Raw genomic sequence first — 11,159 nt, forward strand, 5'->3', positions numbered from 1 at the left:
CGTCGAGGAAGGCAGCGTTGGGCTCTTTGAGCTTGAAGACGACGGTCTGCTTGTCCGGGTACTGGACGCTATCGACGAACGCGACCTGGGAGCGGTTGGTGTTCGTTTCGGCCGTCGCTCGACCCCAGGAGTACTTGACGTCGTCGGTGTCGACCGCTCGGCCGTTGACCGGGGCCTTGTTGTGGAATTTGACGTTGGGGCGCAGTTTGACGGTCCAGGTGAGGCCGTCCGGGCTCGCCTCGGCGCTCTCCGCCAGATCGCCCACTGGCCGCAAGTCGGCCTGCTTGACGCCGATGCCAGCGTTGTACTTGAAGAGGCGGCTGTAGACGTAGGCCGAAAAGCCCTTCGTCAGAAAGGAGAGGTTGCCGTACGGGTCGATGGAGGGCGGGTCTCCCGTCGAATCGACCTTCAACACCCCGCCTCGCTTCGCGTTGGCGTACGGATCGGCGGGCGTCGGCGTCGCCTGCGCGCCCGGCGTTGGCGTGGCCAGGCTGGGCGTGCCTCCCGAATCGTCATCGTCGTCGCCGCAGCCCACGAGCGCGAGCCCCGCCGCGCCCGCGGCCGCCCCGGTGGCAGCCCCGAGGAACCGCCGCCGGCTGCGCCGCTCCCTCCAGAACCGGTCCCAATAATCCGACAATGCAAACCCCCTTGCATACGCGCATGTTTAGCCATCGACGTCGCTAATGCGTCGTATAGGCCATGCGCTAGATGCGCGCATCCTGCAGCCAGGCGAACGCCCTGTCAACGCATCGTTCGCCAGTCTCGAATACTTCGCGTTTCCCGCGACGCCTCCGACGCCTCGCCTGCTACCATCCGACCCGTGGCCGGCTTCATCGATGCCCACACCCACCTGTTTCCCCCCGAGCAGGCACGCCGCCGTGCCGACCTCGCCGCCGCCGATCCCACCTTCGCCGAAATGTACACCGACCTGCGCGCAAAACTCGCCGATGCCCCCGCCCTCCGCGCCGCTATCGAGCGCGCCGGCATCGATCGCGCCGTCGCCGCAGGCTTCGCGTTCCGCGAGGCGCGCCATCTGGCGGAACAGGCGGAGTACCTCCTCGCCGCCGCCAGCGAAGCGCCGGACACCATCGCTCCGCTCCCTTGCCTGAACCTGGCCCTTCCCGGCTGGGAAGCCGAAGCCCGACGCTGGCTCTCCCGCGGCGCCCGCGGATTCGGTGAACTTCGGCCCCACAACCAAGGCTGGGACCCCCTCGGGCCCGACGCGCAGCGCCTCGCCCACCTCGCCGCCGAAAGCGGAACCGTCCTCCTCTGGCACGTCTCCGAGCCCCTCGGCCACACCTACCCCGGCAAGCGCGGCGGCATCTCCCCCGCCGAGCTCGGCCAACTCGCCACCCTCGTCCCCGAAGCCCGCATGGTCGCGGCCCACCTCGGTGGAGGCCTCTCCTTCTATCTCCAAATGCCCGAGGTTCGGCAAGCTATCGGAAATATCTATTTCGATACCGCAGCCGTGTCATTGCTGTATGATGAAGGCAGCATCGCGCGCCTTGTCGCCCTCGCCGGCCCAGAGCGCGTGCTCTTCGGCTCCGACTTCCCGTTGCTCGCCCCACGGCGCCAGCTCGAGCGCGTCATTGCGGAACTCCCGCCTGATGCCGTCGGTGCGGTCTGTGGCGGGAATGCCGCATCCCTTTACTTCGGAACATCCAAACCATGAGCGAATCATCGCAACAGGAACACGTCCGGCTGTTCGTCGCCTGCGAACTGCCCGATGACGTCAAAAGCGCCATCCGCGTCGTCATCGACGACCTCCGCGCCCGGTCCGGCAACGCCGTCCGCTGGGTCCGCCCCGAGGGCGTCCATATCACCCTCAAATTCCTCGGCGAAGTCCCCACCCGCAAACTCCCCCACGTCAAGCTCGCCATCCAGGAAGCCGTCCACGGCCACTCCCCCTTCGAGCTCGAGTTTTCCACTATCGGAACCTTCGGCGGCCGCGAAGGCCTCCGCCTCATGTGGATCGGCGTCGCCGGCGACGTCCTCCGCCTCGAAGCCCTCGTTCGCTCCGTCAATGCCGCCCTCGGCGTCGTCGGCTTCGAACCCGAGCGGCGCCCCTTCCGCCCCCACCTCACCCTCGGCCGCGTCCGCGACGAGGTCTCTACCCGCCAGCGCGCCGAAATCGAGGTCGCCGTCGGCAAAACCGAAATCCCCCAGGTCAGCTGGCGCACGGCCCACGTCTCCCTCATGCGCAGCCGCCTCTCCCCCGCTGGCGCCAGCTATGAAACCGTCGCCAGCTTCCCGCTCCGCGTCATCCAGCAGCCCGTCTGAGCTCAGCCCGTCAGGGGCGGCGTCAGCACCACCACCGTCAGATCGGCCGGCAGCCCACTGCGCGTCACCTGCAGCTTCGTCTGCGGCTCCGGCCGCATCCCCGTCTCCTTCAAAAATTTCTCCAGCGGGTCGAGCTCGAGCGTCTCCGGGCCAACGCGATAGTGCATCGGCACCGCCACCCGCGGCTCGACCCGCGTCATCACATCCGCCGCCGCTACCGCCGAGAGCGACCCATCGCCCCCCACCGGCAGCAGCAAAATATCCACCGTCTTCAGCTCCTCCAGCTTCGCCGTCGCCGGTAGCCCGAGGTGGCCCACACGGATGCCATCGATCTCCACCACGAAGCTTACCGTCCGCCGGCCGTCCTGGCGGCGCATCGCCGTCCCCGTCACCAAAAGCCCGCCGATCTCGTACTCTCCTGGCGCGTCCAGCACCACCGGGTCGCCACCCACTGCGCTCACGAAGCTGTAGCGCGGGTCATCGCCACAGCTCAACGTCACGATGTCGGCCACTTGCTTGCCCAGCACGAACCCCGAATCCGGGGGCGGCGGGTCCATGATCACCGTGCCGTCCCGCCCCTTCAGGCGAAAGCACGTCCGGCCCAGAAACGTCAGCTCCAGCGCCACACCCCGATGGTACCCCGCGCCCGCATCACGAGAAAGATTCGGCTCACCTACCTGAGCGATTTCACCGCGTCAGCAGCACCCCGGCACCCACCCCGCCCGTCCCCAGCGACGTGACCAACACACAGTCCAAGGCAACCGCCTTCCGTTCCCGCACGAACGAAAGCTCCAGCCCCTCGATTGGCGTCGCAAGCCCAGCCACCGGCCACACCTCGCCCCGCACCATCCCCTCCACCGCCAGCGCCACCGCCGCCGGTCCTCCCGCCGCCAGCATCTGCCCGAGCGAACCCGCCGGCGCCGTCACGTCCGCATAGTACGCATGCCGCCCGAACGTCCGCAGCGCCCCGAACCCATCCGCCACGTCCATCGCCGGCCGCCCATCCGCGCAAGAAACGAACAGGTCCACCTGATTCTGGAGGTAGCCAGCCGCACCGAGCACCGCCTGCAGCAGCCTCCCCGCCTCGTTCACCCCCGGCAGCGCCGTCGGTTCCGCCGCCGGGTCGAAAATCTCCGCAGCGCCAGCCACCCGCGCCCGAATCGGTGCACCCCGCTCCCGCGCGTGCGACTCCGATTCCAGCACGAGAAACGCTGCTCCCTCCGCAGCCACCAACCCCGCGTGCTCCCGGTCGAAGGGCAACGCCCGCTCCGCGCTCACCGCCCGCAAGTGCTCCAACAACGGCCGTTGGAGCGCCTGGGCCGCACCCGCAATGACGACGTCCGCCTCCCCGCGGGCGATCAGCCGTGCTGCCGTCGTCAGCGCCAGCATGCCGCTCGCCTCCGCCCCCGCCACCGTCACCACCGCCCCGCGCACCCCCAGCGTGCGGGCCACCAGGTGCCCATACGGCACGAACATCGCCGATTGCCCCGGCGCCCGGTAGGGCAGGCCATCCACCACCGCGAACCGCCGAGCATCGCCCGCGCCCTGCCCCAATCCCGCCGAGTCCAGCGCCCGCAACACCGCATCCAGCGCGAGCAGCGAACCGCGGTCCAGAAAATGCACCACATTGCGCGGGATCCCCGCGTGTGGACGAAACTCCTCGCCAAAGCCAAGGCCCGGTAGCGGCTCCCCCGCGTCGTCGGGCGCAAAACTCCCCGCCGCCGGCTCCCCGGCCATCAACCGCTCCCAAACATCACCCGCCGCTGCCGCTGCCGCCGCAACGCCCCACCCGGTCAAGACCGGCCGCTCGCCCCCGGAAAACCCTCCCTCGGCCAGCTAATCCAGCTCCTCGTCGAGAAACTCGTCGTCGTCCTTCCGGCGCTGCCAGAACATCAATACCCCGACCAGCGCACCGAGCAGCGCGAAAATCCCGAGCACCTTCTTCATCGGAAGACCTCCCTGGCCGGTTCTCGCCGCTCCCCGCGGGGACGCGCCCATCGGCCCGGGCCAAGTATAGGCCCATCCTCCGCCCTCACACTACACACCCCACCCTCCGCCCACCCGACCAGCACCATCCCGCCGACCCGGAACCATTCCAGAACTGGACTCGGAGCGGACCGAGACCTACCATCGAATGAGCCGAACCGGTCCAAAACGGGGCCCAAACGGCGCAAAACTGGCCCGCCATGAAATCCACCCGCCCCACCAACGAACTCCTCGACATGCTCGCGAGCAGAGGTCTCGCCGCCACCACCCAACGGCTCGCCCTCCTCGCGGCCGTCCTCGATGCCCACGACCGCCACGTCTCCGCCGAAGACCTCTACCGCGAACTCTCCGAATCCCTCCCCACCCTCAGCCGGGCCACCGTCTACAACAACCTCGCCGCCCTCGGCAACGCCGGCCTCATCGAAAAGCTCGAAACCCCCGAAGGCTCCCGCTACGGCCCCGTCGCACGCCCACACGTCAACCTCGTGTGCACCTCCTGCGGCGCCATCGCCGACGTCCTCGTCGGCGACCCCGAGCTCGAACGCCTCATCGACCGCGCTGCCCAGGTCGGTCGATTCCAACGCCGGTCCGTCTCCCTCAGCGTCAACGGCCACTGCAGCGCCTGCACCGCCCGCCAACCCTAACCACCCCGCCTGTACCATCGCCCCCCGCCGGGCTACGCTGGAGCCGCCATGCCAGCCGCCTTCATCTACGACGCGACCCGTACCCCGTGGGGCAAATTCGGCGGCGCCCTCAAAGACTATCCCGCCAGCGAGCTCGCCGCCCTCCTCATCCGCACCCTCGTCCAACGCAACCACCTCCAACCCGAAGCCATCGACAACGTCATCCTCGGGCAGGTGCTCCAGGCCGGCGCCGGTCAACTCCCCTCCCGCCAGGCCCTCATCGCCGCAGGCCTCCCCGAAACCACGCCCAGCACCCTCGTCAACAAAGTCTGCGGCAGCGGTATGCGCGCCGTCAGCTTCGGCGCCGCCCTCATCCAACTCGGCGAAGCCCACCTCGTCCTCGTCGGCGGCATGGAATCCATGTCCAACGTCCCGTACTACGACATGCACACCCGCTGGGGCGCGCGCATGGGCAACAAAACCCTCATCGACGGCATGGTCTACGACGGCCTCTGGTGCGCCTTCGACGACGTCCACATGGCCAACCAGGCCGACGAGATGGCCGCCCGGCGCGAAATCTCCCGCGAGGAAATGGATGCCTGGTCCGTCCGCAGCCAGCAGCGCTGGGGCGCAGCCTTCGAAGCCGGACACTTCCAACAAGAGATCACCCCGGTCCCCAACCGCCGCGACCCCAACCACATCGCCCTCGCGCGCGACGAAAGCCCCCGCCCCGGCTCCACCATCGAGCGCCTCGCCCGCATCCCGACCGTTTACGGCACCCGCGCGATCACCGCTGGCAACGCCCCCGGGACCAACGACGGTGCCGCCGTCCTCCTCGTCGGCTCCGAAGACGCCGGCCGTCGCCACGGCCTCACCCCCATCGCCCGCATCGCCGGCTGGGCCGAATCTGCCACCCGCCCCGCCGAGTATCCCATCGCCTCCGCCCTCGCCCTCCGGCGCCTCGCTGAACGCACCCACCTCGCCATCGACGACTTCGACGTCATCGAAGTCAACGAAGCCTTCGCCTGCGTCCCGCTCATCTGCGGGCGCGAACTCCAATGGGAACCCGAACGCGTCAACCGCTGGGGAGGCTCCGTCGCCATGGGCCACCCTATCGGCGCCACCGGCGCCCGCCTCGTCCTCACCGCCGCCTACCAGCTCCGCCAAACCGGGGGGCGCTACGCCGCCGCTGCCATCTGCTCCGGCACCGGCCAGGGCGACGCCATCCTGCTCGAACGCCCCTAAGCCCGCCTCCCCGCGCCCTCCGGCCCCTCCGGGTCCCTCCCGCCCGGCCCGCCAAACGCCCGCCGCAGCAAATGCTGGAGCGCCGCCAACTGCCGCGACGGCCTCGCCCCACCCGGCACCATCAGCTGAAGAAACCGCGCACCCCAGTAAAACGAATACAGCGCCTGCGCCAGCGCCTCCACATCGTGATCCGCCAGCTGGCCACCGTAGTCCCGCCGCAAGAGAAAGGCCACACCCCGAACGATCCGCTCGAACTCCTCGCCGAACTCTTCCTGCAGCGCAGCATCCGCATCCCGCACAGCCACCAGCGCCCGTTCGAACAGCAATCGGCTGTCCGTCTCCGCTTCCGGCGACTCCAGCGCCGCGAACGTCGCCCGCGAAAGCTCCGCGAACGTCGTCTCCACCTGCTCCGGGTGCTCCCAGGCCGCCTTCACCGCTTCCGCAGGGAGCGCCATGCACCCCCGCGCCAGCTCATCCTTGCTCGCAAAATACCGATAAATCGCCCCGGGCGAAATGCCCGCCTCCTGCGCAATCTCCGCCATCGTCGCAGCGGCTACGCCCTTCTGCGAAAACACCCGCGCCGCCGCATCCAGAATGCTCTGCCGTCGCGCCGCCAAGTGCGCCTGCGAAACTCGCGCCATCCCTCCTCCTGCCCTCGGCCGGCTCAGTGAACCTGCGCCGGCTCCGAAGGCATCGCCAGTGTAGCGCGCACCCGCTTCAGCGCACGCTCCAGCCGCTCCGCCTTCAGCAGCCGCTCCAAAAGCGCCCGCTGCGCAATCTCCCGCTCCATCACCTCGAGCTCCCGCGTCCGTGCCATCATCAGTTCGTACAACATCGTCCCATCTCCTTGGTTCGTGAATGGTAATTCACTGAATGAATAATCGTTCACTTTTGCGCGACTGTCAAGCCCCCTTCGCTCCCATGCCATACTCCCCCTCGATGCCCCGCTTCATCTCCCTCGCCGCGCTCGCGCTCCTCCTCGCAGCCCCGACGCCAGAGAGCCTCTTCGGTCGCGAGCCACCGCCCACCCCTACCGAACACCACTTCGCCTTCCTCGTCCAGGGGCCCGGCGGCCCCGAGACCCTCCAGATCGCCGCCATCGCGCCGCCCGGCCAGCCCGTCGAGCCCCTCGCCTTCGCCGCCGCCGTCGCGGCCGCCATCCCCGCCGCCACCCCCATCCCCCCACCCGCCGCCACCGCCGCCTTCGCCCTCGACCAGGTCCGCTGGCGCGAACCACGCATCCCCTGGCAGTACAACCCCGCTGGCGCCCCAGCCGCGCTCGAACCAGAAACCGCCCACCGAGCCATCCTCGCCGGGGCCGAGGGCTGGCGATTCGCCGGTGGCACCCCCGTCGAATTCCTCTACAGCGGCCAAACCACCACCCCGACCGGCTGCGCCGGAGACCCAGCCACCCACCCCTACACCCGCGACGGCGCCAACATCGTCGGCTGGAGCACCATCCCCGGCGGATACCTCGGCTACACCTGCTGGTGGCGCGGCACCTCGCTCGTCGAGGGCACCCCCTACTTCGAACTGCTCGAGTTCGATATCGTCCTCAGCCCCGCCTACCCCTACACCGCCGACCTCCTCCGCGCCCTCGTCCTCCACGAGTTCGGCCATGCCCTTGGCTTGGCCCACAGCGACCACTGCCCCGGAGCCGCCATGTGCCCGGGCGAGGGCGCCCTGGTTCACCTCGAGCCGCAGCCCGACGACCTCGCCGGCCTGCTCGCCCTCTACGGCCGCACGACCCCGCCCGCCGACCTCCCCGTCCGGGCCCGCCTGCCGCACCTCGCCCGCGACTGAACGCCCCGCCGGCGCGGTACACTCCCGCCATGCCCGCACCGGTCCACCGCTGGCTCACCCTCGCCACCCTCGCTCCCTCTCCGCTCAACACCCAGCCCTGGCACTTCCGCGTCGCCCGCTCGGCCATCGACCTCCACGCCGACACCGCCCGCAGCCTGCCCATTGCCGACCCCGACGGCCGCGAACGCACCATCGCCGTCGGCTGCGCCCTGCTCAACCTCCTCGTCGCCTGCGCCGCCGATGGCTACCGGGCCGATGTCACCCTCCTTCCCGACCCAGCCGCCCCCAACCTCCTCGCCCGCGTCACCATCGCCGAAGGCGGCTCCGATGCCGCCCTCGCCCGCCTCGCACCAGCCATCCTCCACCGCCGAAGCACCCGTCACGCCCTCCACGCCGGACCCTTCCCCCAAAGCCTGCGCCAAGACCTCGACACCCTCGCCAGAGAGGCCCACCTCACCCTCGCCTTCATCGAATCGCGCGCCGACCGACAAGCCCTCGCCGACCTCGTCGCCGAAGGCGACCGGCGCCTCCACCACGACCCTGCCTGGCGCCACGAGCAAGCCGCCTGGATCCGCCCCGGCCGCGCTCCCGATGGCCTCCCCGCCTCGCGTCTCGGCGGCCCCCTCCTCCGGTTCCTCGTCGACCATTTCGATTTCGGCGCCACCACCGCCGGCCGCGACGAGGTCTACACCCTCCACGCACCCGCCGTGGCCATCCTCGCCACCGCAAGCGACACCCCGGCCGACTGGCTCCGCGCCGGCCAGGCCCTCCAACGCCTCCTCCTCCGCGCAGCCCTCGACGACATCCACGCCGGCTACCTCCAGCAGCCCCTCCAGCTCGCCGACCTCCGCCAGGCCGTCGCTGCCCGATTCACCCCCGGCCGCTTTCCCCAGCTCTGCATCCGCCTCGGGCGGCCTGTCGACGATCCCCCGCCGCGCCGTCGGCGGACGCTCGCCGAATGCGCCGAGTTCGCCTCCCCGGCCGGCCCCTGACGCAGCCTCCCCTCACCACCGCCCAGCGAACGGCCCACCCCCCGCGAACCACTCCGCCAGCCGCCGCGCGCAGCCGGCGTCGACGCCAGCCGGCAGCTCGCTCGGCGCGAACCACCCCACCTCCACGATCTCCCCGTTCGGTTCCTGCGGCTCCCATCGGAACCGCTCGCTCCCGAAGACCGCGATGTAGTCCTCCTTGCCCCCCGTAGAATCCGCGTACACCCCGAGCAGGCGCAGCTCCGCCACCAATGCCCCCGCCTCCTCCTCCGCCTCCCGCCGCGCCGCCTCCTCCAGCGTCTCGCCCTTGTCCACCCCGCCGCCCGGCAGAAACCAGCCCGCACGGTAGCTGTGCCGCACCAGCAACACCCGCCCTCCCCGCACCAGAATCACGCGCGCCCCAATCGTCACCGGGTGGAAGAGCCGCCAGCGCAGGCGCTCCCCCTCCCACATCCCCCGGCGGGCAAGCCCCTCGGCCCGGATCAACACCCCGCGCAGCATGCCCCAAGCCTACCCCGCCTCGCCCCTGCAGCGAATCCCACCCGCTGGTACACTCCAGCCTGCCGGGCGACGGGCGTCACGCGGAACACCGCAGGGAAGCCCGGCCTCGCGGATGGCCGCTCGCCTGCGCATCCCCAGGCCTACCATCCCCGGAGCACCCCATGCGCGCTCTCCTCGGCGTCTACGACAAATCCGGCATCGAAGCGTTCGCTCGCGGCCTCGTCGAACTCGGCTGGGAGCTCGTCTCCACCGGCGGAACGTTCGCCGCCCTCCAGGCCGCCGGCCTCCCCGTCCTCCGCATCGAAACGATCACCGGCTTCCCCGAGATGCTCGACGGCCGCGTCAAGACCCTCCACCCCGCCGTCCACGCCGGCATCCTCGCCCGCCGCGACCTCCCCGCCCACATGGCCGCCCTCCAGGCCCACGGCATCGTTCCCATCGACCTCGTCGCCTGCAACCTCTACCCCTTCTACGCCACCGTCACCCGCCCCGGTGGCGTCCCCTTCGCCGAAGCCATCGAGAACATCGACATCGGCGGGCCCACCCTCCTCCGCGCCGCCGCCAAAAACCACGAGAGCGTCCTCCCCGTCGTCGACCCCGCCGACTACGACAGCATCCTCCAGGCCCTCCGCGCAGGCGCCGTCGACCAACCACTCCGGCGCCAACTCGCGTGGAAAGCCTTCGCCCACGTCGCCGCCTACGACAGCGCCGTCGCCGAATGGCTCTGGAGCCAACGACACCCCGGCGAATTTCCACCGCGCCTCACCCTCCCCCTCGAGCTCGCCCAGCCGCTCCGCTACGGCGAAAACCCCCACCAGCGCGCCGCCTTCTACCGCGACCGGTCCCTCCTCGAGCATGGCCTCGGCGGCATCGCAACCGCCATCCAGCACCACGGCAAAGAGATGTCCTACAACAACTACCTCGATGCCGACGCCGCCTGGAATTGCGTCAACGAATTCCCCGACCCCACCTGCGTCATCGTCAAACACACCAACCCCTGCGGCGTCGCCACCCGCCACGACCTCCGCGAAGCCTACCGGCTCGCCGTCCGCGCCGACGCCACCAGCGCATACGGCGGCATCGTCGCCTTCAACCGCCCCGTCGACGAGGCCCTCGCCCGCGAAATCCGCGAATTTCGCAGCCCCATCGACGGAGAGACCCGCATGTTCTACGAAATCGTCATCGCCCCCGGCTACACCCCCGAAGGGCTCGCCACCCTCAGAGGCAAATCCAAAGACCTCCGCATCCTCGAAGCCACTCCCCACGCCCGCGGCGGCCTCGCCCTCCGCCAGGTCGGCGGCGGCTGGCTACTCCAAGACCCCGACAACCTCACCGCCGACGAAATCACGTTCCGCGTCGTCACCGAACGCCAGCCCACCCCCCAACAGCTCGACGACCTCCGCTTCGCCTGGCGCGTCGTCAAGCACGTCAAGAGCAACGCCATCGTCGTCGCCAAAGACGGCCGCCTCCTCGGCATGGGAAGCGGCCAGCCCAACCGCGTCAAGAGCGTCGAAATCGCCATGGAGAAGGCCGGCGACGAAGTGCGCGGCGCCGTCCTGGCGAGCGATGCCTTCTTCCCCTTCGCCTGGAACGACTCCATCGAAAAGGCCTGCCAAGCCGGCATCGCCGCCATCGCTCACCCCGGCGGCGCCCTGCGCGACCAGGACGGCATCGACTGCTGCAACCAGTACGGCGTCGCCATGGTCTTCACCGGCGTCCGCCACTTCCGCCA

General features: G+C 70.0%; 13 protein-coding genes. 7 read left to right on the forward strand and 6 right to left on the reverse strand.

All coding sequences use genetic code 11. The annotated features are described in order from the left end of the window. Positions 1-637 (reverse strand): ABC transporter substrate-binding protein (locus VAE53_RS05680; protein ID WP_322818400.1); only part of this gene is annotated, 637 nt, incomplete at its 3' end. Positions 638-820: 183 nt separating this feature from the next. On the opposite strand from VAE53_RS05680, the gene VAE53_RS05685 reads away from it, so the two are divergent. Both VAE53_RS05685 and thpR read left to right on the forward strand, forming a co-directional pair. Continuing rightward, positions 821-1,672 (forward strand): amidohydrolase family protein, encoded by an 852-nt coding sequence (locus VAE53_RS05685; protein WP_322818401.1) that lies wholly within the window; start codon positions 821-823, stop codon positions 1,670-1,672. Beyond that, positions 1,669-2,280, forward strand: a complete 612-nt coding sequence (gene thpR / locus VAE53_RS05690; protein ID WP_322818402.1) for an RNA 2',3'-cyclic phosphodiesterase — start codon at positions 1,669-1,671, stop codon at positions 2,278-2,280. The genes VAE53_RS05685 and thpR overlap by 4 nt, the downstream gene beginning before the upstream one ends. A gap of 2 nt (positions 2,281-2,282) precedes the next feature. Here the strand turns inward: thpR and VAE53_RS05695 are convergent, their stop codons facing one another. After that, entirely contained in the window at positions 2,283-2,906 is a 624-nt protein-coding gene (locus VAE53_RS05695) for an MBL fold metallo-hydrolase (protein ID WP_322818403.1), read from the reverse strand. Between the two features lie 61 nt (positions 2,907-2,967). Next, on the reverse strand, positions 2,968-4,077 hold the full coding sequence (locus VAE53_RS05700; RefSeq protein WP_322818404.1) for a beta-ketoacyl synthase N-terminal-like domain-containing protein: 1,110 nt from the start codon (positions 4,075-4,077) through the stop codon (positions 2,968-2,970). A gap of 389 nt (positions 4,078-4,466) precedes the next feature. Here VAE53_RS05700 and VAE53_RS05705 point away from each other — a divergent pair, with 389 nt between their 5' ends. Beyond that, positions 4,467-4,910: a Fur family transcriptional regulator gene (locus VAE53_RS05705; RefSeq protein WP_322818405.1), complete on the forward strand. Its 444-nt coding sequence runs from the start codon at positions 4,467-4,469 to the stop codon at positions 4,908-4,910. Positions 4,911-4,958: 48 nt separating this feature from the next. Beyond that, on the forward strand, positions 4,959-6,134 hold the full coding sequence (locus VAE53_RS05710; protein ID WP_322818406.1) for a thiolase family protein: 1,176 nt from the start codon (positions 4,959-4,961) through the stop codon (positions 6,132-6,134). Here the strand turns inward: VAE53_RS05710 and VAE53_RS05715 are convergent. Further along, on the reverse strand, positions 6,131-6,775 hold the full coding sequence (locus VAE53_RS05715; RefSeq protein ID WP_322818407.1) for a helix-turn-helix domain-containing protein: 645 nt from the start codon (positions 6,773-6,775) through the stop codon (positions 6,131-6,133). The two genes, VAE53_RS05710 and VAE53_RS05715, sit on opposite strands and share 4 nt — an antisense overlap. A 23-nt stretch (positions 6,776-6,798) precedes the next feature. Then, on the reverse strand, positions 6,799-6,969 hold the full coding sequence (locus tag VAE53_RS05720; RefSeq protein ID WP_322818408.1) for a hypothetical protein: 171 nt from the start codon (positions 6,967-6,969) through the stop codon (positions 6,799-6,801). Positions 6,970-7,073: 104 nt separating this feature from the next. On the opposite strand from VAE53_RS05720, the gene VAE53_RS05725 reads away from it, so the two are divergent. Together VAE53_RS05725 and VAE53_RS05730 are read left to right on the forward strand one after the other, a co-directional pair. Further along, positions 7,074-7,937 (forward strand): matrixin family metalloprotease, encoded by an 864-nt coding sequence (locus tag VAE53_RS05725; RefSeq protein WP_322818409.1) that lies wholly within the window; start codon positions 7,074-7,076, stop codon positions 7,935-7,937. A 29-nt stretch (positions 7,938-7,966) separates the two neighbouring features. After that, entirely contained in the window at positions 7,967-8,929 is a 963-nt protein-coding gene (locus tag VAE53_RS05730; RefSeq protein ID WP_322818410.1) for a hypothetical protein, read from the forward strand. Positions 8,930-8,941: 12 nt separating this feature from the next. Here the strand turns inward: VAE53_RS05730 and VAE53_RS05735 are convergent, their stop codons facing one another. Continuing rightward, complete coding sequence (locus VAE53_RS05735; protein ID WP_322818411.1) at positions 8,942-9,427, reverse strand: NUDIX domain-containing protein; 486 nt, start codon at positions 9,425-9,427, stop codon at positions 8,942-8,944. A gap of 161 nt (positions 9,428-9,588) precedes the next feature. On the opposite strand from VAE53_RS05735, the gene purH reads away from it, so the two are divergent. Continuing rightward, positions 9,589-11,159, forward strand: a 1,571-nt coding sequence (purH, locus tag VAE53_RS05740) for a bifunctional phosphoribosylaminoimidazolecarboxamide formyltransferase/IMP cyclohydrolase (RefSeq protein WP_322818412.1), incomplete at its 3' end; no start/stop codon positions are given.

Origin of the sequence: Tepidiforma sp. (genome assembly GCF_034432735.1) — a bacterium.
Lineage (GTDB): Bacteria > Chloroflexota > Dehalococcoidia > Tepidiformales > Tepidiformaceae > Tepidiforma.